Origin of the sequence: Streptomyces sp. SDT5-1 (genome assembly GCF_052245995.1) — a bacterium.
In the GTDB taxonomy this organism is placed as follows: Bacteria; Actinomycetota; Actinomycetes; order Streptomycetales; family Streptomycetaceae; genus Streptomyces.
In genome coordinates, this window is record NZ_CM125963.1 from 6,793,894 (window position 1) to 6,820,874 (window position 26,981).

Below are 26,981 nucleotides of genomic sequence, written 5' to 3' on the forward strand. Positions count from 1 at the left end.
AGCTATGGCTTTCAACCTTTCATAGGTCAAAAGAATAGAGGTCGTGTGTCCCCGAGACTGGTGGCCGAACACCTGTTCAAGGTGTTCGGCGGGAAGCAACAGGAGGCTGTGGAGAAGCTCCGCGGCGGAGCGGACCGTGAGGAGCTGCGCGCCGAGGGAACCACCGCCGCTGTGATCGACGCGTCGTTCACGGTGGAGTCCGGCCAGATCTTCGTCGTCATGGGTCTGTCTGGTTCGGGGAAGTCCACTCTGTTGCGCATGCTGAACGGACTCCTGGAGCCGACCGCGGGGCGCGTCCGTTTCGACGGGCAGGATCTGACGGAGCTGGCTCCCAAGGAGCTGCGTGCGGTGCGTTCGCACAAGATCAGCATGGTGTTCCAGCACTTCGCGTTGTTCCCGCACCGTTCGGTGATGGAGAACGCCGCGTACGGGCTCGAGGTGCAGGGTGTGGCCCGTGCCGAGCGTGAGAAGCGGGCGGTCGAGGCGCTGGAGCTGGCGGGGCTGAAGGGCTGGGAGAAGTCCTTCCCCGACGAGCTGTCCGGCGGTATGCAGCAGCGTGTGGGCCTGGCCCGGGCGCTGGCCACGGACGCGGATCTGCTGCTGATGGACGAGTCCTTCAGCGCGCTGGACCCGTTGATCCGCCGCGACATGCAGGATCAGCTGCTTGAGCTGCAGAAGACGCTGAAGAAGACGATCGTCTTCATTACGCACGACCTCAATGAGGCGATGCGGTTGGGCGACAACATCGCGGTGATGCGCGACGGTCGGATCGTGCAGATCGGTTCGGCCGAGGACATCCTGGTCACGCCGGCCAACGACTATGTGGCCTCCTTCACGCAGGACGTGGACCGTTCCCGGGTGCTGAGTGCTCGGGCGATCATGGCGGAGCCGGAGGCGGGTTACACGCTCGCCAAGGCTCCGGCGAAGGTGCATCAGGATGCGCCGATCATCGATCTGTTCACGCCGTGCTCGACGAGTGAGATACCCGTGGCCGTGGTGGACGACGAGGGCGAGCTGCAGGGCGTCGTGCCCCGCGAGCGCCTCCTCGCCGTGCTCGGCGAGCAGCAGGAGAAGGTGACCGCCGATGCCTAGGATCCCCTTCGGCGGCTGGGTCAACGACGCGGTCCAGTGGATGCTCACGCACATGGCGTGGCTGTTCGACTTCTTCCAGTCGATCTTCAACGGCGTCTACGACGCGCTGAGCGACGTGCTCCAGGCCCCTGAGCCCCTCCTCATGGCGGGCATCTTCGCCGTGATCGCGTTCTGGCTGCGCGGCACGCTCGGCGGTGTATTGACGTTCGTCGGGTTCTGGTTCATCCAGAACCTGGAGCTGTGGGACGACGCGATGCTGACGCTGTCGCTCGTCCTCGTGTCGACGCTGATCGCGTTGATCATCGGTGTGCCGCTGGGTATCTGGGCGGCGCGTTCGAACCGGATCAGCAATCTGTTCCGTCCGGTCCTGGACCTGATGCAGACGCTGCCGGCGATGGTCTACCTGATCCCGGCGATCCTGTTCTTCGGTTCGGGTGCGCCCGCGGGCATCGTGGCGACGTTGATCTTCGCGGTGCCGCCGGGTGTGCGCATGACCGAGCTGGGCATCCGGCAGGTCGACAAGGAGCTGGTGGAGGCGGCCGACGCGTTCGGTACCAAGCCCAGCAACACGTTGTGGCGGGTGCAGCTGCCGCTGGCGCTGCCGACGATCATGGCGGGTGTCAACCAGGTCATCATGCTGGGTCTGTCGATGGCCGCGATCGCGGGCATGGTCGGTACCGGTGGTCTGGGCGGCGCGGTCAACGAGGCCATCGGCCAGCTGAATGTCGGTCTGGGTGCCGAGGCCGGTATCTCGATCGTGATCCTGGCGGTCTACCTGGACCGTATGACGAGCTCGCTGGGTCAGCAGGTGTCCCCGCTGGGGCGTCGTGCGCTGGCGAAGCTGCGGGCCACGCACGGCCTGAAGATCTGGTCGTACCGTCCCCGTCCGGCGGTGGCCGTGATCGGTGTCGTCGTCCTCGCGCTCGTCGCGGGCGGCATGGGCATGTTCGGCCAGGACAAGACGTCGACGTCGCAGGCCGGCGCGTCCACGAACGTCGGCCAGGGCAAGAAGGTCACCCTCGGCTACGTCCCGTGGGACGACGCGGTCGCGTCCGGGTTCCTCTGGAAGGAGATCCTCGAACGACGCGGCTTCAAGGTGGAGATGAAGCAGCTCGACGCGGGCCCGCTGTACACCTCGCTCGCGGAGGGCTCGGTCGACTTCCAGACGGACTCCTGGCTCCCGGTGACGCACGCCGACTACTGGAAGAAGTACGGCAAGAAGCTGGAGGACCTGGGTTCCTGGTACGGCCCGACGTCGCTTGAGCTGGCGGTGCCTTCGTACATGAAGGACATCAAGTCCATGAAGGACTTGAAGGGCCAAGCAGCGAAGTTCGACGGCAAGATCACCGGCATCGAGGCGAGCGCCGGCGAGATGCAGCTCCTCAAGAGCAAGGTGCTCAAGGAGTACGGCCTCGACAAGGAGTACAAGGTCGTCGACAGCTCGACGCCGGCGATGCTGGCGCAGCTGAAGCGCGCGTATGCCGCCAAGAAGCCCATCGTCACGACCCTCTGGTCGCCGCACTGGGCGTACAACGACTACAAGCTGACCAAGCTCAAGGACCCGAAGGGTGCCTGGGGCAAGGGCGACGGCATCCACTCCATCGGCCGCGAGGGCTTCAGCGGGGACTTCCCCGAGATCGCCGCGTGGCTCAAGGACTTCAAGCTGAACGAGAAGCAGCTGACGAGCCTCGAGGCCGAGATCAACAAGACGGGCAAGGGCAAGCAGCAGAGTGCCGTACGCACCTGGCTGAAGCAGCAGTCCCCGGGCCTCGTCGACGAACTCGCCCCCGTCGAGAAGCAGTCGACCCCCGCGGAGGCCAAGCGCCCGGTCAACGTCGCCTGGTTCCCGTGGGACGAGGACATCGCGGTCACGTTCCTCTGGAAGCACGTCCTGGAGAAGCGCGGCTACAAGCTCAACCTGAAGCAGATGGACGTCGGCCCGGTCTACACCGGGCTGTCCACGGGCGACCTGGACGTGAACTTCGACGCCTGGCTGCCGTACACGCAGAAGAGCTACTGGGACAAGTACAAGAACAAGGTCAGAACCCTCGGCTCCTGGTACGGCCCGACGTCCCTCGAGATCGCCGTCCCGTCCTACGTGAAGGGCATCAAGTCGCTCGACGACCTCAAGGGCAGAGCCGACGAGTTCGACGGCCGCATCGTCGGCATCGAGGGCGGCACCGGCACGATGGACATCCTCCGCGACGACGTCGTGCCCGGGTACGGCCTCGACAAGGAGTACAAGGTCGTCAACGGCTCCACGCCCGCGATGCTGGCCGAACTGAAGCGCGCGTACACCAAGAAGAAGCCGATCGCGGTGCTCCTGTGGACCCCGCACTGGGCCTACAGCAAGTACGACCTGACCAAGCTGAAGGATCCCAAGGGCCTCTTCGGCAAGGGCGACACGATCCGCACGGTCACCAGCGAGGCGTTCACCGAGCAGTACCCGCGGCTCACGAAGTGGTTCAAGCGGTTCCGGATGACCGAGGACGAACTCGGCACCCTGGAGATCGAGATCAACAAGCACGGCCAGGGCCACCAGGAGGAGGCCGTCGCAGCGTGGGTGAAGCGGCACCCGGAGGTGGAGCGCAGGATGACGGCGCCGTAGCCCGAGGGCACGGCATAGCCGCTGGTGAAAGCCACTCCAAACCCTTGATAAGGTTCTGTCCGTCGCCACGGGGCCCCGCCCCCGCGGACGGCGCACACCTTGTCCGGGTGGCGGAATGGCAGACGCGCTAGCTTGAGGTGCTAGTGCCCTTTATCGGGCGTGGGGGTTCAAGTCCCCCCTCGGACACGTCACGAAGTGCCGGTCGAGATCCTTCTCGACCGGCACTTCGCTGTTCCGGGCCGGTCGGCCCGGCGCCGAAGCCCACCCCATCGGAAGGACCCACCGTGCCGAGCACCCCCAGCACACGCCCCGCCACCGGCGCCCTCATCGGTTCCGCGATCGGGGACGCGCTGGGGCAGCCCACCGAGTTTCTCTCGTCCGTCACGCGGATCGAGGCCGAGTTCGGGGAGTGGCGGGGGATGCGGTTGCCCGTGCGGTACGACGGGGTCGCGGTCGTCACGGATGACACCGAGATGACGTTGGCGGTGGCGCGGGCGTTGCGGCAGGTGCAGGAGGCCGGTGGGCTGGGGCGGTCCGAGGTGGTGACGGGGGCGCTCGTCGAGAGGTTCGGGGTCTGGCTCGACCATCCGGGGATCGCTCCGGGCAACACCTGTATGCAGGCGTGCCGGGCCCTGCGCAAGGGCACCCCGTGGGCGCAGGCGACGCTCCCGAACTCCAAGGGGTGCGGCGCGAACATGCGGGTCGCGCCCGTCGCGCTGGTGCCCGGCTTGGCGCCCCACCAGCGCGCCCTCATCGCCCAGCTCCAGAGTGCCTTGACGCACGGTCACCCCACCGCCCTCGCCGCCAGTGACCTGACCGCGTACGCGATCCGGCTCCTCGCCCACGGCACCGCGCCCGCGCTCCTGCCCGAGCTGCTGATCAGCTACGCCCGCGCCTCCGTGCTCTCGCCGCCGCCCGGCTGGGGGCAGTGGCTCGGGGAGCTCGCGCCGCAGGGGCCCGGGTATCTCGACGGCGGCTGGCAGGAGTGCATCGCCGTCCTCGAGCGTCTGGCCGCGGCCGCAGCGCCCGGCGGTGTCGATCCGGAGGCCGACCCGTGCCTGGCCACGGGGGAGGGGTGGATCGCCGAAGAGGCCCTGGCCACCGGCCTGCTGTGCTTCCTGCTCTTCCCCGACGACCCGGTCACGGCCGTCCGCCGCGCCGCGTGCACGTCCGGCGACTCCGACTCGATCGCCGCCCTCGCCGGCGCCTTCGCGGGCGCCCACCATGGCATCGCCGGCTGGCACCCGGAGTGGATCGCCCAGGTGGAACACAGCGCGGAACTGCTCACGCTGGGCGGGGCGTGGGACGAGGTGGCCTGAGGCCGGGCCCTACGCCCCCGCGTCCAGATCCACGTCCACCGTCAGGGACTCCGCCTCGTCCCAGAATTCCGGGTCGGCCTTACGGAGGCGGATCGCGGCCTGTTTCATGTGGCGGCGGGCCGCCGTGCGGGCGGCCTTGGGGTCGGCGGATTCGATGGCGGTCAGGATCGCCTGGTGTTCCTGGCGGACCGCCTCGAAGAAGTCGTCGCGGCGGGCCTCGTTGGCGCGGGTGACGCGGATGCCGCCGCGGGAGACCTCGCCGAGGTAGTGGACGGTGGAGACGAGGACCGGGTTGCCCGTGGACTCGGCGATCGAGCGGTGGAAGGCGAGGTCCTCGTCGGTGCCGTCGCCGCCCGCAGCGACGGCCGTGTCGATCGCGGCGAGCGCGGCCCGCATCCGTACGATGTCCGCCGGCTTGGCGCGGTCGGCCGCCAGGTGCGCCGCCTCGGCCTCCATCGCGCGGCGCACCTCGACGATCTGGAGGACCTTCGCCAGCGTGCCGGGCGACTCGGCGTCGCCCTCCAGGTCCAGGGGACGGGTGCGGCGGGGCAGCACGAAGACGCCGCGGCCCTGGCGGGGCTCCACCAGCCCGGCGTTGCGCAGCCGTGAGACCGCCTCGCGGATCACCGTGCGGCTGACGCCGAGCTGCTTGACGAGTTCGACCTCGGTCGGCAGCTTGTCGCCCGCCGTGAGGCGCCCCGACTCGATCTCCTCGGTGAGCATCGCGGCGACCCGATCGGCGAGCCGCACGGGCCCGTCCACCTTGTTGAACATGGTGTCAGTCTATCGAGGGGGCAGCGGGGACCTCGGCGGTCACCGCGTCCGGGTGATCGGCGACGTACTGGCGGATCACCGAGGCGAAGTCCGGGTCGGCGGAGAGTCCGAGCGCCGCCGCGCGGGTGTTGTCGAAGGCCGCGGGCCACGAGCCGACGATCGCCTCCACGGACGCGTCAGGGGCCACCGTCACGAGGTCGGCCACCGCGTCCCCTGCCAGCGCCCGCAGCGTCGACAGCATCTCGGCGACCGTGACCGTGAGGGCGGGAAGGTTCACCGGGATGTTGCCGCTCAACCGGCCCTCGCCCGTGCCGCGTTCGGCCTGGGCGACGCGCAGGATGCCCTCGACCGTGCGGCGCGGGGACGCCAGCGCCACCCGCGTGTCCGGGCTCACCGGGCAGGTCGAGGGCAGACCCGCGAGCGGCTCGCGGACCACGCCGGAGAGGAAGCCGGACGCCGCCGCGTTCGGCTTGCCGGGGCGGACCGAGACCGTCATCAGGCGGGTCACGCGGCCGTCGACATACCCGCGCCGCGTGTACTCCGCCACCAGCTGCTCGCAGATGCGCTTCTGCACGCCGTAGCTGGACTGCGGCGTGGGCAGCGTCGCCTCGTCGACCACGGGCGGCAGCGGCAGCGCCGCGTCCGAGCCGTACACGGCGACGCTGCTCGCCAGGAGCAGACGCACGGAGGGGCCACCCGCCTCCGCCTGGGAGCGTGCCGCCTCCAGGAGGGCGCGGGTGGTGTCCAGGTTCGCGGTCATGCCGAGGTCGAAGTCCGCCTCGCACTCCGCCGACACCGCCGCCGCGAGGTGGATCACCACGTCGACCGGCCGCGCGAAAAGGTCGCCGAGGCGTTCCGTGAGGTCGCCCTGGACGACGTCGACCAGCGGATCCTCCGCCAGCGGCGACGCCTCGGGCACGAACCGGTCGGCGAGCACGAGCCGGTCGACGGGCCGACCGTCGAACGTGCGCCGCTCCAGCAGCTCCTCCGCGACCTGGCGGCCCAGGAAGCCGAAGCCACCCGTGATGACGATCCTCATGCGTGCAGTTCTCCTTGCAGGTTCTTCAGCCAGCCGAGACCCTCGCTCGTGCCGGCCTTGGGGTGGTACTCGCAGCCGACCCAGCCGTCGAAGCCCAACTCGTCCACCACGGACATCAGATGACGGAGGTTCAGCTCGCCCGCGTCGGGCTCGTGACGGTCGGGGACACCCGCGATCTGGAGGTGCCCCACGCGACCCGTCGGCAGGTCACGGCGGAGCGTGGCGGTCAGGTCGCCCTCGACGATCTGGCAGTGGTACAGGTCGAGCTGGACCTTCAGATTCCCCGCGCCCACCTCTCGTGCGATCGCGTGCGCGTCCGCCTGGTGGTTGAGGAAGTAGCCCGGCATGTCACGGGTGTTGATCGGCTCGATGAGGATGTCGACACCGGCGGACTCCGCCTGCCGCGCCGCGTACGACACGTTCGACAGGTACGTGTCCCTGCACGCCGCGCGCGAGACACCTTCGGGCACCAGGCCCGCCATCATGTGCACCCGCGGGCTGCCCAGCGCCGCCGCGTACTCGAGCGCCCGGTCGACGCCCTCGCGGACCTCCGACTCGCGGCCGGGCAGCGCCGCGATGCCGCGCTCGCCGCCGTCCCAGTCGCCGGGCGGGGCGTTGAACAGGACCTGGCGCAGGCCGTGTTCGTCGAGGCGGGCGCGGAGCTCCCCGGCCCCGTACGCGTACGGGAAGAGGTACTCGACGGCCTCGAAGCCGTCCGCCGAGGCCGCGGCGAAGCGGTCCAGGAAGTCGTGCTCGGGATACAGCATGGAAAGGTTCGCCGCGAACCTCGGCATGGTGACTCCAATCGAAAGTGGTCGGGACAGGTGGTGCGTCAGCGGTTCACGACGTCTTTCTTCGTCGTCAGGACCGCCGCCGCGCCGATGACGAGCGCCAGCGCCAGAACGTACATGGGAATCGCCGTCGAGCCGGTGGCGTCCTTCAGCGCGCCGATCATGTACGGGCTGACGAAACCGGCGAGGTTGCCGACCGAGTTGATGGCGGCGAGTCCTGCCGCAGCCGCGGTGCCACCGAGGAACGCGGTGGGCAGCGACCAGAACAGCGGGGCGCAGGTCAGCACGCCCGCCGCCGCGATGGACAGGGCGACGAGGGCGAGCGCGGTCGAGCCGGTGAAGCTCGCCGCCATCGAGAAGCCGACGGCGCCCATCAGGGACGGGATCACGAGGTGCCAGCGGCGCTCGCGGCGCTTGTCGGCGGAGAACCCGAAGAGGTTCATGGCGACGAGCGCGGCGAGGTACGGCACGGCGCTCAGGGCGCCGATCGCGAGGCCGCCCTTCACGCCGGTCGACTCGACGAAGGTCGGCATCCAGAACGTCAGCGCGTACTGGCCCATCACGAAGCAGAAGTAGATGAGGCACATCAGCCACACCTTGCCGTTGCGGAACGCGTCGAGGGCGCGGCCGTGCACGGTCCGGTGCGCGGAGTCCGCCTCCAGGGCCCGCTCCACGACGGTCTTCTCCTCGTCGGTCAGCCACTTGGCGTCGCGCACGCCGTTGTCGAGCCAGAACAGGCAGATGACACCGATCGCGACGGCGGGGATCGCCTCGACGACGAACAGCCACTGCCAGCCGTTCCAGCCCGCGGTGTTGTCGAAGACGTCCATGATCCAGCCGGACAGCGGGTTGCCGAAGATGCCGGCGACGGGGATCGCCGACATGAACATCGCGATGACACGGGCGCGGCGCTGGGAGGGGAACCAGTACGTGCAGTAGAGGATCACGCCCGGGTAGAACCCGGCCTCCGCGGCGCCGAGCAGGAAGCGGAGCGCGTAGAACGTGGCCTCGTTGGTGACGAAGGCGAACGCGGCGGACACCAGACCCCAGCTGATCATGATGCGGGCGATCCAGGTGCGGGCGCCCACCTTCTGCATCAGGAGGTTGGAGGGGACCTCGAAGAAGAAGTAGCCGATGAAGAACAGGCCGGCGCCGAGGCCGTACGCCGCCTCGCTGAAGCCGAGGTCGGAGGACATCTGGAGCTTGGCGAAGCCGACGTTCACGCGGTCCAGGTACGAGACCACGTAGCAGAGGATCAGGAAGGGGACGATGCGGCGGATCACCTTGCGGAACACCGCGTTCTCACGCGCGAGTTCGGGAGTGTCGGCCGTGGGGACGGTCGTGGACATGAGGGGCACTTCCTTGTGCGGCTCAGTGGCTCGGTGGTGCCGGAGCGGAGGGGACGGGGGAGGGTGTCACCACGCCGCGCCGAACGTGTCTCTCAGTTCGGCGATGGCGTCTTCGGGCAGGGGGGTGGGTTTGCGGTCGGTCGCCAGCCACAGCCGGGCCGTCTCCTCGAGTTCTTCGAGGACGGCGAGCGCCGAGGCGGCGTCCGGGCCCCAGACGACGGGGCCGAGGCGGTCGAGCAGAACCGCCCTGATCGGAGTCCCTTGAGCGGTACGGGAGTTGATCCGATCGGTCACCAGATCGGCGACACGCGGGTCGCCGGGCCGGTGGTACGGGATGTGCGGGACGTGCCCCACCTTCATCACGTAGTACGGCGTGATGGGAGGCAGCACGTCGTCCTGGTGCCACACACCCGCGAGGGTGAGCGCCACGAGGTGGGTGGAGTGGGTGTGGATGACGAAGCGGGCCGTGGGGTCGGCCGCGTAGATCCGGCGGTGCAGGGTGAGGGTCTTGCTGGCGCGGTCGCCCGCCACCTGCTCGCCGTCGGCGTCGACGAGGGCGAGGCGGTCGGCGGAGAGGAAGCCGAGGGCCGCGTCGGTCGGGGTGATGAGGTGACCGAGGCCGTCGTCGAGCCGGGCGCTGATGTTTCCGGCGCTGGCGTGCACGTAGCCGCGGTCGAAGAGGCTGGTGCCGACGCGCACGATCTCCGAACGGGCCGACTGCGCCGCCGCGCTGATGTCGAGGGTCATCGGGCGTCCTCCTTTGCGGAGCCGACCTCGTCGAGCTTGTCCAGCTTGTCGAAGGATGCGGTGAAGAAGTCAGGGCCGCCGAAGTTCCCCGACTTGAGGGTGATGTGCAGGGTGTCTCCGCCGGGCAGCGGCGCCGCGCACCACGGCACACCGGGGTCGATCTGCGGGCCGATGCGCAGACCGGTCAGGCCGAGCGCCTGCACGACGGCGCCCGATGTCTCGCCGCCCGCGACGACGAGCCGTCGCACACCACGCGCGACGAGCCCCTGGGCGACACGCGCGAGGGTGCGCTCCACCAGCTCGCCGGCCTCCGCGGCGCCGAGCTTCCCCTGCACGTCGCGGACGGCGTCCGGGGACTCGGTCGAGTAGACGAGGACCGGTCCCTCGGACGAGAGGTGGGCCTCGGCGAAGGCGAGTGCCTCGGCGGCCACGTCCTCGCCTGCCGCGATCCGCATCGGGTCGACGCTGAAGGCGGGCCGCCCGGCGTCGAGGAAGGCACGCACCTGGCCGTTCGTGGCGGTGGACACCGACCCGGCGACGACCGCGGAGAGCCCGGAGGCGGCGGGGAGTTCGGCGGCCTCGGGAGACGGCTCGATGCCCCAGTTCGCGGGAAGCCCGATGGCGAGGCCCGAACCGGCGGTGACCAGCGGGAGGCCCGCGACCGCCGCGCCGAGGCGCTCGAGGTCGTCGTTGGAGACGGCGTCGACGATCGCGGCGCCGACCCCTTCCGCGCGCAGCTCGTCGATCCGCGCCCGGATGGCCTCGGGGCCCGCGGCGACGGCCTTGTGGTCGATGAGGCCGACCGGCCGCGCGGTCTGCGCGCCGAGCACCGACACCAGGTTCGAGTCGGTCATCGGGGTCAGCGGGTGGTGCCGCATGCCGCTCTCGCCGAGCAGTACGTCACCGACGAAGAGGTGTCCCTTGAACACCGTGCGCCCGTTGTCGGGGAACGCGGGCGTGGCGACCGTGAAGTCGGTGCCGAGCGCGTCCATCAGGGCCTCGGTGACCGGGCCGATGTTGCCCTCGGGCGTCGAGTCGAAGGTCGAGCAGTACTTGAAGTAGATCTGCTCGGCGCCCGCCGCGCGCAGCCACTCCAGGGCGCGCAGCGAGGCGTCGACGGCCTCGTGCGCGGGCACGGTCCGCGACTTGAGCGCGACGACGACGGCGTCGGCGTCCGACGGTGTCTCGGTGTCGGGTGACGGTACGTCGATGAGCTGGACGACGCGCATGCCCGCGCGCACCAGGTTGTTGGCGAGGTCGGTGGCGCCGGTGAAGTCGTCGGCGATGCAGCCGAGGCGGATGGGCATGTCAGGCCTCCTGGTCCTGGGCGTGGCCCGGGGTGTCGCCCTGGGCGTGGGGCAGCTCGATGCCCGGGAAGATCTTGATGACCGCGCTGTCGTCCTCGCCGCCGAGCCCGGAGGCGGAAGCCTGGAGGAACATCTGGTGGGCGGTGGCGGACAGCGGCAGCGGGAACTTCTCGGGCCGCGCCGAGTCCAGGACGAGACCGAGGTCCTTGACGAAGATGTCGACGGCGGACAGTGGTGTGTAGTCCCCGGCCAGGACGTGTGCCATGCGGTTCTCGAACATCCACGAGTTGCCCGCGCTGTGCGTGATGACCTCGTACAGGGACTCGGCGGGGACGCCCGCCTTGATGCCGAGGGCCATGGCCTCCGCGGCGGCGGCGATGTGCACGCCCGCGAGCAGCTGGTTCACGATCTTGACCTTGGAGCCGAGCCCGGCGGTGTCACCGAGCCGGTAGACCGTGGCGCTCATGGCGTCGAGGACCGGTTCGGCGAGGGCGTACGCGGCGGGGGAGCCCGAAGTCATCATCGTCAGCTCGCCGGTGGCGGCGCGGGCGGCGCCGCCGGAGATCGGGGCGTCGAGGAAGAGGACGCCGGACTCCGCGAGCCTGCCCTCGAGCCCGGCGGAGAAGGCCGGGTCGACCGTGGAGCACATGACGTAGACGGATCCGGGGCGCAGCCGCCCGGCCGCGCCGCCCTCGCCGAAGAGGACCGACTCGACCTGCGCGGAGTTGACCACGACGCCGACGAGGACGTCGACGTCGGCCGCCAGGTCACCGGCCGACGCGTACGCGGTGCCGCCCTCGCGGGCGAAGTCGGCGGCCACGTCGGCGCGCAGGTCGTGCACCGCGACATGGAACCCGGCGGCGCGCAGGCTGCGCGCCATGCCGAGCCCCATGGCGCCGAGCCCGACGACACCCACACGCGTCGTCGGGCTCGGGGCCGGGTGTTGCTGGTCGTGCATGGGTGTCTGTCCCTGTCTCTAGCCGGGCGGAGGCCGCGGGGGCCGTCGAACGCAGGTCATATGATGACCTGCGCGCTCAGGCTGAGTACAGGGTGATGCCGGTCACAGCGGAGCGGCGGGGATCGCGGCCGGGATCAGGCGCCGGGCGTGAGGCTCAGCGCGTCCAGGACGCCGTAGATCCCGAGGCAGACGATGGCGGCGCTGTCGATCGGCGAGGGCGGCGGGGCGGCGCGGGGTGGTGCGGAAGGGGTGCCGGGGGCCGGTGCGGAGCGGCCGTCACGCCGCGGCCGCCACGGTCACAAGCGCTGCGCGGAGCCTTGCCACCCGCTCCGGCGGCGCTCTATTCTCCCGCGTCAGAAAGCGCTTTCCACGTTCTCTCGCCGGTCACCCCACCGGTTGCACCGGCATGCCCAGAGCACCCCCGTCAGTGCCACGCACCGCACCGGAAGGAACCACGACCATGAAGTTAGGCAGACCCGTCGCGCTCCGGCTCACCGCCGGGATCGGCGCGCTCGCCCTCGCGGGCGCCGCCGCCATGACGCTGTCGACGTCCGAGGCGTCGGCCGCCGTCACCGGCACCGCCACCGGCTACGCCACCCAGAACGGCGGCACCACCGGAGGCGCGGGCGGAGCGACCGTACGGGCCACCACGGGAACCCAGATCCACCAGGCCCTGTGCGACCGGGCCAGCGACAGCACCCCGATCACCATCGAGGTCGAGGGCACCATCAACCACGCCAACACCAGCAAGGTGTCCGGCGACAGCTGCAACACGGCCGACGGTGTCATCGAGCTCAAGCAGATCAGCAACGTCACGCTCGTCGGCGTCGGGAGCGGCGCCACCTTCGACCAACTCGGCATCCACATACGGGAGTCGAGCAACATCATCATCCAGAACGTGACGGTCCAGAACGTCAAGAAGTCCGGCTCGCCCACCTCCAACGGCGGCGACGCCATCGGCATGGAGAGCGACGTCCGCAACGTCTGGGTCGACCATGTGAACCTCCTCGCCTCCGGCGGCGAGTCGGAGGGCTACGACGGCCTCTTCGACATGAAGGACAACACCCAGTACGTCACCCTCTCGTACAGCACCTTGCGCAACTCGGGGCGCGGCGGCCTGATCGGCTCCAGCGAGACCGAGCTGTCCAACGGCTACATCACGTTCCACCACAACCTGTACGAGAACCTCGACTCCCGCACACCGCTGCTGCGCGGCGGCACGGCGCACATGTACAACAACTACTACGTGCACCTCAACGAGTCGGGCATCAACTCCCGCGCGGGGGCGAAGGCCAGGGTCGACAACAACTACTTCAAGGACTCGAAGGACGTCCTCGGCACCTTCTACACGACCGCCGCCGGATACTGGCAGGTCGCAGGCAACACCTTCGACAACGTGACATGGTCGGCGAGCGCGAGCGACTACAAGCCCGCGGGGCCGAACCCGGTGTCGAACACCTCGGTCTCCATCCCGTACGCGTACAAGCTCGACGACGCGTCGTGCGTGCCGGGGATCGTCGGGCAGACGGCGGGCGCGAACAAGGGCATGAAGGTGTCGGACGGCAGCTGCTCGACGCAGACGCCCGACCCCACGCCCACCCCGACCCCGACGCCCACGGACCCCACGCCGACGCAGCCCACCGGCACGAACCTGAGCCTGGGCGCGGGCGCCGACGGCTCCAGCAAGGCGGACGGCACCAGCTACGGCAATGTGCGCGACGGCAGCATGACCACCTACTGGTCGCCGAGCGGCACGACCGGCTCGGTCTCCGTCAAATGGGGCACGGCCACCACGATCTCCAAGGTCAGCATCCGGGAGACGGCGGCCGGCGCCGGCCGGATCACGACCTGGCGGATCCTCAACGGTGACACCGGGGCCGTGCTGGCCTCCGGGAGCGGGGCCGGTGTCATCACCGTGCCCAAGACGTCCCTGAAGAAGGTCACGTTCGAGATCACCGGGGCGGGCGCGACGCCCCAGGTGGCCGAGTTCGAGACGTACGCCCAGTAGGGCACGATGTCCCGCCCGCCGGTTTTCCGACCGGTGGGCGGGTTACCCGTGGCACATGAAGTGGCAACAGGTGCAGCACAGCCCGACCTCGGTCTACGTCCTCGTCCTCGAGGAGGGCGAGGAGGCACTGGCCGCGATCACCGACTTCGCGCGCGACCGTGACCTCGGCGCCTCGCAGGTGACGGCCGTGGGCGCGTTCTCGCAGGCCGTCGTGGGGTGGTTCGACCGGGACGCCAAGGACTACCGGCCCACCACGGTGGGCCAGCAGTGCGAGGTGCTGTCGCTGCTCGGAGACATCGCCGTGGGCGAGGACGGGCCGACCGCGCATCTGCACACCGTGGTGGGACTCGCGGACGGCACGACGCGCGGCGGACACCTCCTGGAGGGCCATGTCTGGCCGACCCTCGAGGTGATCGTCAGGGACAGCCCGGCGGAGCTCGCGAAGGTGTACCGGCCGGAACTCGGACTGGCGCTGATCAGCCCGTCCTAGCCCCGGCCGGCGCTCGGGTCAGCCGTGGTACTTGATGTACCCGTCGCCGTCCCGGTCGTTGGACCGCTTGGTGTACGCGTGGACGTCCGAGCGGGAGCCGGACGGCTTGTACAGGTAGATGGTGTCCTTGTCGTTGTTCCACATGAAGTTGCAGTTGTCGCGGTAGACGACGTTCTTCGCGTCGGAGTCCGTGCCGTTGCCGCCCCGCAGCTTGACGTAGTCGCCGGGCTGGAGGGAGTGGCTGGCGGTGAACTTGAAGCGGTTGCCCGCGGCGTCCTTCACGACGTACCCCTTGAGGTTGACCGTCGCGGTCCGCGAGTAGTTCTTGATGGTCAGGTACTCGTCCTTGGTGTTGCCGCCCGAGCAGCGGTTGGAGTCCCGGCCCGGGGCGTCGTACTGAACGCCCCGGACCTTCAGGGCCGATGAGTACTCGGCGGCCTGTGCGGGAGACACGGTCGCGGCGAGCGCGGCGACGGCGGCGGCTGCGGGCAGGGCGTAGCGGTAACGCATGAGGTTCCCCCCTCGAACTGTTCCAGTGGAGCCCTGCGAGCATATGACATGTGAATGGGTGATGACGCAGACGTGAAGAAAATGTGTGCGGGCGTCAGCGTGTGCTGATATCGGCCCCCGGCCCCAGCGGGATGTCGAAGCCGTAGAAGATGCCGAGCACCGCGAGCCACGCGACGAGGAACGGCGCCACGAACACCGACAACCGCGAGAGCAGCGAGCCGAGTTGGGCCTCCGGTTCGTATCGCTTGAGGACCGTCAGGAGCAGGAACACGTACGGGTTCAGGGGCGTGATCATCTGGGTCGCCGAGTCGCCGAGTCGCCGATGCGGAACGCGGCCTGGGTGACCGCTGGTTCCATGTGAAGGAGCATGAACGCCGGGACGAAGACCGGCGCCACCAGTGACCACAGCGCCGAGCCCGACGTGATGAACAGGTTCAGGACGCACACCAGGAGCACGAAGGCCACCAGGCCCAAGTAGCCGGTCAGGCCCACCGATTCGAGGAGCGCCGCGCCCTTCACCGCGAGCAGCGTCCCCAGGTTCGTCCAGTCGAAGACGCCGATGACCTGCGCGATGACCAGGATCAGCACGATGTACGCGGACATGCCCGTGATGGCGTCGGCCATCATCCGCGGCACGTCCTCGAACCGCGTGACCGCCTTGACCGTGCGCCCGTACACCGCCCCGGCCAGCAGGAACGCCACGAACAGCAGCGGCACGATGCCGTCGAGCACGGGCGAGGGGACCAGCGCCCCGCCCTCGCCGCGCAGCGGGGAGTCGGGCAGCAGCCAGCAGGTGATGACCACGGCGGCGTACGCGAGGACCACGAGGCCCGCCCGGCGCATGCCGCGCCGCTGGAGCTCGGTGACCTCGGTGGTGACCTCGCCCGCCGTCTGCTCCTCGTCGGCCGTGCTCGGCCACGGCAGGCGTGGTTCGAGGACGCGGGCGATGAGGAAGCCGCCGATGAGGGCGAGGACGACGCTCGCGGACGCCGTGTAGAAGTAGTTGATCAGGATGTGCGTCGGGGCGTCCGCGCCCTGCGGCAGGACCTGCGCCGCCTGGTGGGTGATGCCCGTGTAGAGCGCGTCGAGGGCGCCGATCGAGAAGCCCGCCGCGTAGCCCGCGCACACGCAGGCGAAGCCGCCGATCAGGCCCGCGACCGGGTTGCGGCCCGCGTTCTTGAACACCAGCGCGGCCAGCGGCGGGATCACCAGGATCGCCACGTCGCTCATCAGGTGCGCCTGTGCCGCCACGAACGCGACCAGGTAGGGGAGCAGCCACTTCGGGGCGCGCGAGATGGAGGCACGCACCATCGTCTCAAGGAGGCCCGTGCGCTCGGCGACACCCACCGCCGCCATCATCAGCAGCACCGTGCCGAGCGAGGGGAAGCCCGTGAAGTTCGGGATGAAGTTCTCCAGGAGCCACACCACGCCGTCCCCGGTGAACACCCCCTGCACGGCGCCGGTCTTGTCCTCGCCCGGGATCCGCACCGTCGCGCCGGTCGCCGCGAGCACGGTGGACGCGGCGCCGACCAGGGCGAACAGGCCGAGGAAGAGGAGGACCGGGTGGGGGAGCCTGTTGCCCACCCGCTCGATCCCGGACATGGCCTTGTCGATGAACCCCGCTCTGGTGTGCTCCCGCTCGGGGGCCGGTGTCTGTGTCGTCATGTCCCGAGTCCGTTCTTGCGGAGTGTGCCGCCCTGCGCGACGAGGACGACGTTCGTCGGGTCCGCGAGGAGTGCGATGTCGGCCAGCGGATCGCCCTCGCACACCACGAGGTCGGCGCGCTTGCCCGCCTCCAGGGTGCCGATCTCGGCGTCGAGGCCCAGGAGTTCGGCGGCGCTGCGGGTGCCCGTGGTGATGGCCTGCATCGGGGTCATGCCGAGGGCCACGAGGTGGGTCAGCTCGCGCAGGTTGCGGCCGTGCGGCACCATCGCCGCGTCCGTGCCCATGGCGATCCTCACGCCCTCGGCGATGGCCGCGGAGATGTTCTCCTTGGTGATCGACGACCAGCGGACCTTCTTCTCGTAGTGGTACGGCTCCATGGTGGCCTTGTCGATGCCGTCGAAGACCGTGGAGAGCGTCGGGACGACGAACGTGCCCTTCTCGCCCGCGAGTTCACGCGCCTGCGCGCTCATGCCGTAGCCGTGCTCGACGCTGGTGACACCGCCGCGGATCGCGTTGAGGATGCCGGCCGTGCCCTGCGCGTGCGCGGCGACCGGGCGGCCGCCGTGCCGGGCCAGCTCCTCGACGACCGTACGGATCTCCTCCTCGGTCAGGCCCTCGTCGTCGGGGTGGTCGTACGGCGACGACATGCCGCCGGTGGCGCACACCTTGATGACATCGGCGCCCGCCCGCAGCAGCCTGCGCACCGCGAGCCGCACCTCGTCGGGGGTGTCGGCGATCTCGCCCATCCCGGCGCTCGGGTCGAAGCCGCACTCGGTGGCGAAGTCGGCGTGCCCGCCCGTGTGGCTCAGGATGCGCACGGCGGTGTGGATCCGGGGGCCGGTGGTCAGGCCCCGCGCGACGGCCGTGCGGTAGCCCGCGGGGAGCCCGCCCAGGTCGCGCACGGTGGTGACACCCGCGTCGAGGGTGGCCCGCAGCCGCTCGGCCGTGCGGAAGGTCTCCACCGTGGTGTCCTGCTCGAAGCGGCGCACCATCTGCCGCGCCGACTCGACGCCGAGGTGGACATGGGTGTCGATGAAGCCGGGCAGCAGCGTGCGGCCCCCGGCGTCGACGGTGCGCACACCGGGCTCCGCGGCAGGGGCCTGCGCCGTCGGACCCGCGTACGCGATCAGGCCCTCGGCGTCGACGACGAGCGTGGCGTCCGCGACGGGCGCGGCCCCGGTGCCGTCGATGAGGCGGGCGTTGGTGAGGCGGAGCGAGGAAGACTGTTCGGAACTCATGAGCGAACACTGTCGGATTCGGCGATGACGAAGACGTAAAATCGCAGGAACCTGACCGTGCCCGCCGATCTGTGCAGGATTTCTGTCACCGTGAACACGCAGCATTCGGAACCCGCCGTGGCGGAGCGCACCAGGATCGACGAGCTCGATCTCGCCCTCGTGCACGCCCTCCAGATCAACACCCGCGCCCCCTGGACGCTCATCGGCGAGGCCCTCGGCATCGACCCCGTCACCGCCGCCCGGCGCTGGGAGCGGCTCGCGCGCAGCGGCGCCGCGTGGGTCGACGGGTACCTCGCGCTCGACCGCGACGAGGGCTCGGTGTACGCGCAGGTCGAGATCGACACCGGCGGACATCTGCCGGAGAGCGTGCTCACGTCGCTCGCGGCGGACTCCCGGATGCTCAGCCTCAAGCAGACGTCCGGCGGGCGGGACCTGCTGGCCATCGTGGGCGCCTCGTCGTTCGACGACCTCGCGCAGTACACGGGGGAGCGGATCTCGCGGCTGCCCGGGGTGCGCGGCACCCGGATCCATGTCATCACCGCGGTCCCCTTCGAGGGCGCGCAGTGGCGGCTGCGCAGCCTGACGCCCAGTCAGCGCGCGCTGCTCAGGCCGGAGTACGCGGACGTCGAGGCGCCCGTCCCGGACGAGCCGATACGTCCCGTGGACCGGCGCATCGCGCACGCGCTGGGCACCGACGGGCGGATGTCCCTCGAGGACCTGGCCCGCGCCACGGGGTCGAGCACCGCCACCGTGCGGCGCAGGCTCCGGGCGCTGAGCGCGGGCGGCCGGCTCTCGCTGCGCTGCACGCTGGCCCGCCCGCTCACCGAATTCCCGGTGTCGGCGGTCTACTTCGGGTCCGTGCCCGCCGAGAACCTGGAGCCCGCCGTGCAGGCCCTGCGCACCCTGCCGGGCCTGCGCATGTGCAGCATCACGGCGGGCACCCACAACCTGATCCTCGACATATGGCTGCGCACCCTCGCCGAGGTGCACACCACCGAGGCGCTCCTCAACCGCAGGCTCGCGGACCTCGGCCTGCGCATCACGGAGCGCGCGGTGGTGCTGCGCACGCTGAAGCACGCGGGCCGGCTCCTCGACCGGCGCGGCCACAGCGTGGGCGCGGTGCCGCTGCGCTCTACCGGAGACTGAGCTTCCGCTCCTCCGCGTCGGCGTCGAAGCCGACCGGCTCCCAGCGCTTCACGAGCAGCGCCACGAGACCGAGCACCGGGGCGCCGAGGATCACCCAGTACACACCGGTGCCGAGCCCGGTGCTCAGGATGGGGAAGAAGAACAGCGTCAGCGTCGAACCGAGCCGCAGCACCGCCTGGTTGAAGCCGATGGAGACACCGCGCATCGACGTCGGGAAGCCCAGCGAGGCGTAGCTCATGATGTGCGCGCCGGGACCGAAGCCCTGCGCGAACATGAAGGCACCCAGCATCAGGATCCCGGCCGTGACCACGGCGGTGCCCGACGGCTGCCCGATGAGCGCGAGCGCGGTGATGGCGACGAGCTGGATCGCGAAGCCCAGCGACATCATCGGCCAGGCGCCCTTCGTCGACGCCCAGCGGATGCCGAGCAGGCCACCGGTCAGGGCGAACACGAGGTTCAGGGCGAAGGACGACGCGATGGTGGTCAGCGGCCCCTGCGTCATCAGCGTCGCGATGATGATGGGCAGCCCGAACGCGACCGCGTTGTACCCGAAGGTCTCGGCGAGCCCGACCGCCACGGACTGGATGGTGCGCGTCCGGTAAGGGCCCCTGAACAGCCGCGCGTAGGCACCGATCCCGGGGCGCCGCGCAGGCTGCTCCTCGGAGGACTTCACGTCGTCGGGGACGTAGGCCTCCACGCCGTACGACTCCCGGAGGATGCGGGCCGCGCCCTCCAGGTCGCCCTGGTCGGCGGCCCAGGTGGGGGACTCGTTCATGTAGCGGCGGCGCAGCAGCAGGACGAGCAGCGCGGGCACGGCGCCGAAGCCGACGGTGAAGCGCCACAGCCAGCCCAGCTGGGCGTCGGGCAGCAGGAAGTACAGCGCCATGATGATCAGGTAGCAGCCGCTGGTCGCCGCGTACCAGGCGGGCGACCAGGCGGCCGTGCGCGAGCCCTTGCTGCCCTTGCCGCGCAGCCGGGAGAACTCGGCGAGGAACGCGATGGCGACCGGGATGTCCATGCCGACGCCGATGCCCATCACGAACCGGGCGCCGATCAGCGTCCACGCGTCCTGCGCGAGCGCGCACACCAGCGCCGTGACGACGAAGAACAGCATGTTGGCCATGAAGACCCGGTAACGCCCGATGCGGTCCACGAGCCAGCCGCCGACCAGGGCGCCGATCAGCGAGCCGACGCTGATCGACGCGGTGACCACACCGGCCATCGTGGAGCTGAGCCCGAACTGCTTCGTGATGTCCGGGAGCCCGTACGCGAGCGAGCTGAGGTCGTACGCGTCGAGGAAGATGCCGCCGAGCGCGATGACCACGATCATCTTGGCGTGCCGGCCGCGCGCCGTGCCGGAGTTGACCAGGTCGGAGACGTCGCCCGCGGACCGGATCGGCACGGCCGCGGGCGCCGCATCAGCCGGCGGGGGTGTGGGCAGGGACGAGGTGGTGCTCACGGGGGCCTTCCGGGGTACTGGTGTGCGATGTATCGCGGAATCGTAGGCCGCGACCGGAAGCACCTCGTCCGATTGTCCGCATGCTGGTCAGGGCGGTGTCCCGCCGGAGGGCGTCACCGGGTCACCACTCCGCGAACGACCCGTCCCCGTGCCGCCACACCGGGTTGTGCCAGCTCGCCGCCGAGTCGTTCGCGCGGCGGACCGCCTTCTCGTCGATGCGGACGCCGAGGCCGGGGCGGGTGGGGCGGGCGAAGTGGCCGTCGTGGAAGCGGAAGACCTCCGGGTCCGCGACGTAGTCGAGGAGTTCGGACGCGTTGTTGTAGTGGAGGCCGATCGACTGTTCCTGGATGAGGAAGTTCGGTGTGCAGAACGCGAGTTGGAGGCTCGCGGCCAGGGCGACGGGGCCGAGGGGGCAGTGCGGGGCCACCAGCGCGTCGAAGGTCTCGGCGAGGGAGGCGATGCGGCGGGACTCCGAGAGGCCGCCCGCGTGCGAGAGGTCCGGCTGGAGCACGGCGACGCCCGCCTGGAGGGCCGGCAGCACCTCGGTGCGGGAGTAGAGGCGCTCGCCGGTCGCGACAGGGAGGCTCGTGGAGTCCACCACGCGCCCGATGCGGTGCGTGTACTCCGGCAGGACCGGCTCCTCGACGAACATCGGGGCGTACGGCTCGACGGCCGCCGCCGCGCGCACCGCGCCCGCCACCGTGAACCGGCCGTGGAAGTCGAGCGCGAAGTCCCCCTCGGGGCCGAGGACCTCGCGGGCCACCGCGGCGCGGGCGGCCATGGCGTCGAGCTCGGCGACGGTCGGAAGCCGGTTCGTGCGGCCCGCGCCGTTCATCTTCACCGCCGTGAACCCCGCGGCCCGCTGCTCCGCGATCCGGTCGCGCAACTCGGCGGGCTCGTCGCCGCCCACCCAGCAGTACGCCCGCACCCGCTCGCGCACGGGCCCGCCCATGAGCTGGTGCACGGGCGCGTCGTACACCTGCCCGGCGATGTCCCACAGCGCCTGGTCGAGGCCCGCGACGGCGCTGGAGAGTACGGGCCCGCCCCGGTAGAACGAGCCCTTCGTCATCAGCTGCCAGTGGTCCTCGACGCGCAGCGGGTCCGCGCCCGCGAGGAACTGGTCGGCGAGCTCGTGGACGGCCGTGCGCACGGTGTCCGCGCGGCCCTCCACCACGGGCTCGCCCCAGCCCACGAGACCGTCGTCCGTCTCGATCCGGCACAGCAGCCAGCGGGGCGGGACGGCGAAGGTCTCGACTCGGGTGATCTTCAAGCCTGGGGCTCCTTACTCCTTGACGCTGCCCTCGGTCAGACCCGTCCGCCAGAAGCGCTGGAGGACGAGCATCGCGACGGCGAGCGGGATGACCGAGACGAAGGCGCCGCCGATGGTGTACTGCGTCAGCTCCGGCACCCGGTCGGCCGCCTGCTGCCACGTGACAAGGCCGAGCGTGATCGGGTACTTCCGGTCGTCGGAGAGCATCACCAGCGGCAGGAAGTAGTTGTTCCAGATGTGCACGAACTGGAAGAGGAAGACGGTGACGAGCGCGGGCGTCATGATGCGCAGGACGAGGGTGGCGAAGATCCGCTCCTCACCCGCCCCGTCCACCCGCGCCGCCTCCAGGACGGAGTCGGGGATGGACGCCTCCGCGTAGATCCGGCACAGGTACACGCCGAACGGCGACACGACGCTGGGGATCAGGACCGCCCAGTACGTGTCCGTCAGGTGCAGCTTGCTGAACAGGAGGTACAGGGGGAGCGCGAGCGCCGTCGACGGGAGCAGGACGCCCGCGAGGACGAACTTGAACACCGCCTCGCGGCCCCGGAACCGGTACTTGGCCAGCGCGAACCCGGCCGCCGCCGAGAACAGCGTCGCGAGCACCGCGCCCACCCCCGCGTACAGCAGCGAGTTCAGCGCCCACTGGAGGTACACGTGCCGGTCGTACGAGAACACGTTGGCCAGGTTGTGCAGCAGTTGCGGGCTGTCGAACCAGAAGCCGAACGAGCCGTAGAGGCTGTCGTTGTTCTTCGTCGCCGCGACGACCAGCCAGTACACGGGGACGAGGAAGTAGATCGCGGCGATCGTGAGGACCGCGACCAGCACGATCCGGCCGGGGGTGAAGCGACGCGGCCTGTCGGCGGACGCGGCTTCCGGGCTCTTGACGTCGACGGCGCTCATCGCTCGCTCCTCTGCTTGCGGGTGACGAGGCTCAGGAAGCCGAAGGACAGGACCATCGCGACCACGGCGAGGACCACCGACTTGGCCGCCGCCACATAGATGTTGGCGTTGGAGAAGGCGTCGAAGTACGCGCTCAGGTTCGGCGTGTAGTCGGGGATCACGGCAGGCGCGATCTTCTTCAGGACCAGCGGCTCGGCGAACAGCTGCATCGTGCCGATGATGGAGAACACGCAGGTGAGGACGAGAGCGGGGCGGACGAGGGGGATTTTCACGCGCAGCGCGATCTGCCAGGGTCCGGCGCCGTCGATCTTCGCGGCCTCGTACAGCTCCTGCGGCACGGACTTCAGCTGCGCGACGATGATCAGCATGTTGTAGCCGGCGAACTCCCAGATCACGATGTTCGCGATCGACCACAGCACGTTGTCGGGGCCGAGGAAGTCCGGCTGGAAGCCGAGGTCGCCGAGCATCTCCGTGATCGGGCTGATGCCCGGCACGTACAGGAAGCCCCACAGGATCGTCGCGATCACACCCGGGATGCCGTACGGCAGGAAGTACGTCGCCCGCATCAGACCCGCCCAGCGGTCGGAGACCTGGTCGAGCAGGAGCGCGAGGACGAGCGAGAGCAGCAGCATCACCGGGACCTGCACGATCCCGAAAAGCAGCACCCGGCCGAAGCCCTCCAGGAACGCCTCCTGCTGGAGCGCGAGCGCGTAGTTGTCCAGGCCGCCGAAGACGACCTTGGGGGCGCCGAGCCCGAGCGGTCCCGAGCGCTCCACCTTCAGCAGGCTCTGGTAGATCGCGTAGAACACCGGGATGATCATCGCGAAGAGATAGACCGCGAGGAACGGGCCGAGGAACAGCCAGGCCTTGCGGTCGGGGCGGGCGCGACGGCGGCGCCCGGCAGCCGCCGGGGCCGCGCCGGTGTGCCCTGCGTCGGCGCCGCCGGTTCGCGCGGACTTAGCGGACTTCACGGATGAGGTCGTCATCGAGCGCTCCTCGCCTTGAGACCTTTCGCCTTCAGGTCGTCGACGAACTTCGTCTGCGCGTCCTTCAGGGCGTCCACGAACGTGCCCTTGCCCGCGAGGGCGAGCGCCAGGTTGTCCTGGATGTGGGTGAAGGACTGCGTGGTGGTCGGCGCGTACCGCCACGAGGTGTCGACGTTGCGGTCCGAGACCTGGAACACCTCGTTGTAGCGCTGCCCGCCGAAGAACGGGTCCGGCTTGCCGAGCGGCGTCCGCGGCAGGTCGATCTTCGCGGCCGGCCAGCCGTACCCGGCCTCGATCAGCAGCTTCATGCTGTCCGGGTTCGTGTTCAGCCAGTGCGCCACCTTCAGCGCCTCGACCGGGTGCTGCGAGCCCTGGAGGACCGCGGTGGAGGAACCGCCCCAGTTCGACGAGGCGTGCGCGCCCTCCTCCCACTGCGGAAGCTCGGACACCTCCCACTTGCCCTTGGTGCGCGGCGCGTTGCCGCGGATCAGGGCGTCGTACCACTGCGCGCCGGGCCATGTCACGAGCTGCCCGGTCTGGAGCCCCTTGTAGAAGGCGCTCTGCGCGTCCTGCGTCTGGAGCACCAGCCGGTCGCGGACCAGGCCGTCCCAGTAGTCGGCGACCTCCAGGGACTCCTTCGACGTCAGGTCGACGATCCAGGTGTCGCCCTCGGTGCGCACCCAGTGGGCGCCGCGCTGCCACGGGAAGCTCGCGAACCACTGGGCGTTCGACGGCGGGAAGGCCGTCATGTAGGCGCCGCGCGCCTTCACCTTCTTCGCCGCGGCGCGGTACGCGTCCCAGGTCCGGGGGACCTCGATGTCCCACTTCTCCAGGAGGTCCTTGCGGTGGAAGAGGCCCATGGGGCCGGAGGCCTGCGGGATCGCGTACGTGCCGCCCGCGAACACGCCCTGCTTCCACTGCCAGTCGACGTAGTGACCCTTGAGGTCGTCCGCCCCGTACTCGCTCAGGTTCGTCAGTCCGCCCTCCAGCATGAACTCGGGCAGTGCGTAGTACTCGACCTGGGCGAGGTCCGGCGGATTGCCCGCCTTCACGGCGGCGTGCATCTTCTGGTAGCCGCCCGAGGTGTTGGCCGGCACCATCTGGGCGACGACCTGGATGTCCGGGTTGCGCTTGTTCCACAGCGCGACCGCCTTCTGCAGCGGCACCCATGTCCAGAGCCTGAGGGTGACCTTCTGGCCCGGCGCGCGGCGGTGGTCCTTCGTCATGCGGGCGGCGCCGGCGGATTCGCCGCAGGCCGCGAGGGCGGGGGCCGCGGCTGCTGCGGCGGCCCACGTCAGGAGCGTGCGCCGGGTGGGTGTCTGGGGCATCTGACCTCCTTGTCAGTGCAGTACGGCGACGCCGTAGGGCGGCAGGGTGATGCGAGGGGTGGCGGCCGATCCGGGTGCGAGGCGGTCGCGCATGGGAGTGGGCAGCGGGACCGTCGCCTCGTCCTTGCCGTGGTTCAGCAGGAACAGGAAGCGTCCGGATGCGCCCTCGCGGACGGTGGCCTGCACCTGTGCGGGCAGGTCCGGGAGGACGGGTGTCACACCGGCCTCCTCGCGCACCCGGTCCAACAGCGCCCGCAGCGCGGCCGGTTCGAGGCGGGTGCCGACGTACCAGGCGGTGCCCTCGCCGTACGGGTGCCGGGTCACGGCCGGGCGGCCGGCCAGCTCGCCGTCCTCGAAGCGGGCGACGGCTTCGGCGCCCTCCAGGCCGATGTCCTCGGACCACAGATCGGCGGAACCGCTCAACTCGCCGCGGACAGTGCGGCGTTGTCCCTCGTCGAGCGGCCAGAACTCCTCCGTGCGGATGCCGAGCAGTTCGCGCAAGTGGGCGGGGTAGCCGCCGAGTTCGACGCGGTCGCACTCGTCGACGATGCCGGAGAAGAACGACACCACGAGGTGCCCGCCTGCCTCGACGTAGGCGGCGAGCCGCTCGGCGTCCTCCCGCCGCAGCAGATACAGATTCGGGACCACGACCAGCTTGTACGCGGAGAGGTCCCGGTCCGGCGGGACGATGTCACAGGCCACGCCCGCGTCGAACAGGGCTCGGTGGTGCGCGAGGTTGATCTCGGACTGGTCGAGCGCCGTCGACGGGTGGGAGTCCAGCTCGAGGGCCCACCAGCTGTTCCAGTCGGTGACCAGCGCGACGTCGGCGGACGAGCGGGTGCCCGCGATCTCCGGCACGGAAGCCAACTCGCGGCCGAGGTGGGACACTTCGCGGAAGACCCGGGTGTCGGTCCCGGCGTGCGGGACCATCGCGGAGTGGAACTTCTCGGCGCCGCCGCGCGACTGCCGCCACTGGAAGTACAGGACCGCGTCGGCGCCCTGCGCGACGGCCTGCCAGCTCCACAGGCGCATCCGGCCGGGCTGCTTCGGGCTGTTGCGGGGCCGCCAGTTGACCGCGCTCGGCGCCTGCTCCAGGAGCAGCCACGGCTGCCCTTCGCGGGCCGAGCGCATCAGGTCGAAGTTGTACGCGGCGGTGCGCTGCGGGTCTGCCTCGTACGGGTCCTGGTAGTGGTCGAGCGCCATCACGTCCATGTGCGCGGACCAGGCGAAGGCGTCGACCGGCTTGTGGTTCGGCATCAGGTTCGTGGTGATCGGCACGTCCGGTGTGATCCGGCGCAGCACGGCTGCCTCGGCGAGGTAGCACTGGCGCAGCGCGTCGTCGCTGAAGCGCCAGTAGTCGAGCTGCTGCGCCGGATTGGCGAAGGTGGGTGCCAGGCGTGGCGGCAGCACCTCGTCGAAGTCGTCGTAGCGCTGCGACCAGAAGGCCGTGGACCAGGCGTCGTTGAGCGCGTCCACCGTCCCGTACCGCTCGCGCAGCCAGCGGCGGAAGTCGGCGGCGGACACGTCGCAGTGGCACTGGCGGGTGTGGCAGCCGTACTCGTTGCCGATGTGCCAGGTGTCGAGGGCCGGGTGGTCGGCGTACCGGGTGGCGAGGCGTTCGACGAGGCGGGTGGCGTGCTCCCGGTACACCGGGCTGGAGGGGCAGTAGTGCTGGCGGCCGCCGGGCCACTTGCGGCGGCCGTCCTCGGTCTCCGGCAGCACCTCCGGGTGCAGGCGCGAAAGCCACGGGGGCGGCGAGGCGGTCATGGTGGCGAGGCAGACCCGGATGCCCGCGTCGGCGAGGTCGTCCATGACACGGTCGAACCAGCCGAAGTCGTAGTCGCCGGGCCGGGGCTCGACCTTGGCCCAGGAGAAGATCCCGGCCGTGACCATGGTGACCCCGGCCTCCTTCATCAGCCGGGTGTCCTCGGCCCTGACCTCCTCGGGCCACTGCTCGGGGTTGTAGTCGGCGCCGAAGTGGAGCATCGCACCTC

21 protein-coding genes, 1 tRNA gene and 1 pseudogene are annotated in these 26,981 nt (G+C 70.3%); 7 read left to right on the forward strand and 16 right to left on the reverse strand.

Annotated elements, in window-relative coordinates:
• Positions 1-60 precede the first annotated feature (60 nt).
• From ACTWJ8_RS31120 to ACTWJ8_RS31135, 4 genes are all read left to right on the forward strand, one after another.
• Positions 61-1,092: a quaternary amine ABC transporter ATP-binding protein gene (locus ACTWJ8_RS31120; RefSeq protein ID WP_443260914.1), complete on the forward strand. Its 1,032-nt coding sequence runs from the start codon at positions 61-63 to the stop codon at positions 1,090-1,092.
• Positions 1,085-3,700 carry an ABC transporter permease/substrate binding protein gene (locus tag ACTWJ8_RS31125; RefSeq protein WP_443260915.1) on the forward strand — a complete coding sequence of 872 codons (2,616 nt, stop codon included), beginning with the start codon at positions 1,085-1,087 and terminating at the stop codon, positions 3,698-3,700. The genes ACTWJ8_RS31120 and ACTWJ8_RS31125 overlap by 8 nt, the downstream gene beginning before the upstream one ends.
• A gap of 101 nt (positions 3,701-3,801) precedes the next feature.
• Positions 3,802-3,886: transfer RNA gene (locus ACTWJ8_RS31130), tRNA-Leu, on the forward strand.
• A gap of 98 nt (positions 3,887-3,984) precedes the next feature.
• Complete coding sequence (locus tag ACTWJ8_RS31135) at positions 3,985-5,019, forward strand: ADP-ribosylglycohydrolase family protein (RefSeq protein WP_443260916.1); 1,035 nt, start codon at positions 3,985-3,987, stop codon at positions 5,017-5,019.
• A 9-nt stretch (positions 5,020-5,028) separates the two neighbouring features.
• Here ACTWJ8_RS31135 and ACTWJ8_RS31140 read toward each other — a convergent pair whose 3' ends face one another.
• From ACTWJ8_RS31140 to ltnD, 7 genes are all read right to left on the reverse strand, one after another.
• Positions 5,029-5,793 (reverse strand): FadR/GntR family transcriptional regulator, encoded by a 765-nt coding sequence (locus ACTWJ8_RS31140; RefSeq protein ID WP_356373821.1) that lies wholly within the window; start codon positions 5,791-5,793, stop codon positions 5,029-5,031.
• Between the two features lie 4 nt (positions 5,794-5,797).
• Positions 5,798-6,832: a D-erythronate dehydrogenase gene (denD, locus tag ACTWJ8_RS31145; RefSeq protein ID WP_356373820.1), complete on the reverse strand. Its 1,035-nt coding sequence runs from the start codon at positions 6,830-6,832 to the stop codon at positions 5,798-5,800.
• A complete protein-coding gene (gene otnI, locus ACTWJ8_RS31150) occupies positions 6,829-7,626 on the reverse strand; it encodes a 2-oxo-tetronate isomerase (protein ID WP_356373819.1) in 798 nt (265 codons plus the stop codon). The genes denD and otnI overlap by 4 nt, the downstream gene beginning before the upstream one ends.
• Positions 7,627-7,664: 38 nt before the next feature.
• A complete protein-coding gene (locus tag ACTWJ8_RS31155; RefSeq protein WP_356373818.1) occupies positions 7,665-8,972 on the reverse strand; it encodes an MFS transporter in 1,308 nt (435 codons plus the stop codon).
• Between the two features lie 66 nt (positions 8,973-9,038).
• Entirely contained in the window at positions 9,039-9,719 is a 681-nt protein-coding gene (locus tag ACTWJ8_RS31160) for a class II aldolase/adducin family protein (protein ID WP_443260917.1), read from the reverse strand.
• Positions 9,716-11,026: a 3-oxo-tetronate kinase gene (otnK, locus tag ACTWJ8_RS31165; protein WP_443260918.1), complete on the reverse strand. Its 1,311-nt coding sequence runs from the start codon at positions 11,024-11,026 to the stop codon at positions 9,716-9,718. Before otnK ends, ACTWJ8_RS31160 begins: the two co-directional genes overlap by 4 nt.
• 1 nt (position 11,027) lies before the next feature.
• Positions 11,028-11,984, reverse strand: a complete 957-nt coding sequence (ltnD, locus tag ACTWJ8_RS31170; RefSeq protein WP_443260919.1) for an L-threonate dehydrogenase — start codon at positions 11,982-11,984, stop codon at positions 11,028-11,030.
• A 460-nt stretch (positions 11,985-12,444) separates the two neighbouring features.
• Between ltnD and ACTWJ8_RS31175 the strand changes: the two genes are divergently transcribed.
• Positions 12,445-13,992 (forward strand): pectate lyase family protein, encoded by a 1,548-nt coding sequence (locus ACTWJ8_RS31175; RefSeq protein ID WP_443260920.1) that lies wholly within the window; start codon positions 12,445-12,447, stop codon positions 13,990-13,992.
• A 55-nt stretch (positions 13,993-14,047) separates the two neighbouring features.
• Positions 14,048-14,482 (forward strand): PPC domain-containing DNA-binding protein, encoded by a 435-nt coding sequence (locus ACTWJ8_RS31180; RefSeq protein ID WP_443260921.1) that lies wholly within the window; start codon positions 14,048-14,050, stop codon positions 14,480-14,482.
• Between the two features lie 18 nt (positions 14,483-14,500).
• On the opposite strand, the gene ACTWJ8_RS31185 is transcribed toward ACTWJ8_RS31180, so the two are convergent.
• The 3 genes and pseudogenes from ACTWJ8_RS31185 to ACTWJ8_RS31195 all read right to left on the reverse strand — a co-directional run bounded on the left by ACTWJ8_RS31185 (position 14,501) and on the right by ACTWJ8_RS31195 (position 17,895).
• Positions 14,501-14,992 carry a lamin tail domain-containing protein gene (locus tag ACTWJ8_RS31185; RefSeq protein ID WP_443260922.1) on the reverse strand — a complete coding sequence of 164 codons (492 nt, stop codon included), beginning with the start codon at positions 14,990-14,992 and terminating at the stop codon, positions 14,501-14,503.
• 94 nt (positions 14,993-15,086) lie between these two features.
• Positions 15,087-16,657, reverse strand: a pseudogene (locus tag ACTWJ8_RS31190) (AbgT family transporter).
• Positions 16,654-17,895 carry an amidohydrolase family protein gene (locus ACTWJ8_RS31195; protein WP_443260923.1) on the reverse strand — a complete coding sequence of 414 codons (1,242 nt, stop codon included), beginning with the start codon at positions 17,893-17,895 and terminating at the stop codon, positions 16,654-16,656. Before ACTWJ8_RS31195 ends, ACTWJ8_RS31190 begins: the two are co-directional and overlap by 4 nt.
• A gap of 90 nt (positions 17,896-17,985) precedes the next feature.
• Here ACTWJ8_RS31195 and ACTWJ8_RS31200 point away from each other — a divergent pair, with 90 nt between their 5' ends.
• Positions 17,986-19,041 carry an Lrp/AsnC family transcriptional regulator gene (locus ACTWJ8_RS31200; RefSeq protein ID WP_356373809.1) on the forward strand — a complete coding sequence of 352 codons (1,056 nt, stop codon included), beginning with the start codon at positions 17,986-17,988 and terminating at the stop codon, positions 19,039-19,041.
• Here the strand turns inward: ACTWJ8_RS31200 and ACTWJ8_RS31205 are convergent.
• The 6 genes from ACTWJ8_RS31205 to ACTWJ8_RS31230 all read right to left on the reverse strand — a co-directional run bounded on the left by ACTWJ8_RS31205 (position 19,028) and on the right by ACTWJ8_RS31230 (position 26,973).
• On the reverse strand, positions 19,028-20,500 hold the full coding sequence (locus tag ACTWJ8_RS31205) for an MFS transporter (protein WP_443260924.1): 1,473 nt from the start codon (positions 20,498-20,500) through the stop codon (positions 19,028-19,030). The genes ACTWJ8_RS31200 and ACTWJ8_RS31205 overlap by 14 nt on opposite strands.
• Before the next feature lie 121 nt (positions 20,501-20,621).
• Positions 20,622-21,770, reverse strand: a complete 1,149-nt coding sequence (gene dgoD, locus ACTWJ8_RS31210) for a galactonate dehydratase (RefSeq protein ID WP_443260925.1) — start codon at positions 21,768-21,770, stop codon at positions 20,622-20,624.
• A 12-nt stretch (positions 21,771-21,782) separates the two neighbouring features.
• Positions 21,783-22,673 carry a carbohydrate ABC transporter permease gene (locus ACTWJ8_RS31215; protein ID WP_356373806.1) on the reverse strand — a complete coding sequence of 297 codons (891 nt, stop codon included), beginning with the start codon at positions 22,671-22,673 and terminating at the stop codon, positions 21,783-21,785.
• The gene (locus tag ACTWJ8_RS31220; protein WP_443260926.1) at positions 22,670-23,659 is read right to left on the reverse strand and encodes a carbohydrate ABC transporter permease; all 990 of its coding nucleotides are present in this window, start codon (positions 23,657-23,659) and stop codon (positions 22,670-22,672) included. Before ACTWJ8_RS31220 ends, ACTWJ8_RS31215 begins: the two co-directional genes overlap by 4 nt.
• Positions 23,656-24,987: an ABC transporter substrate-binding protein gene (locus ACTWJ8_RS31225; RefSeq protein ID WP_443260927.1), complete on the reverse strand. Its 1,332-nt coding sequence runs from the start codon at positions 24,985-24,987 to the stop codon at positions 23,656-23,658. Before ACTWJ8_RS31225 ends, ACTWJ8_RS31220 begins: the two co-directional genes overlap by 4 nt.
• 12 nt (positions 24,988-24,999) lie before the next feature.
• Positions 25,000-26,973, reverse strand: coding sequence for a beta-galactosidase (locus ACTWJ8_RS31230; protein ID WP_443260928.1), 1,974 nt, complete (start codon positions 26,971-26,973; stop codon positions 25,000-25,002).
• Between the last annotated feature and the right edge of the window lie 8 nt (positions 26,974-26,981).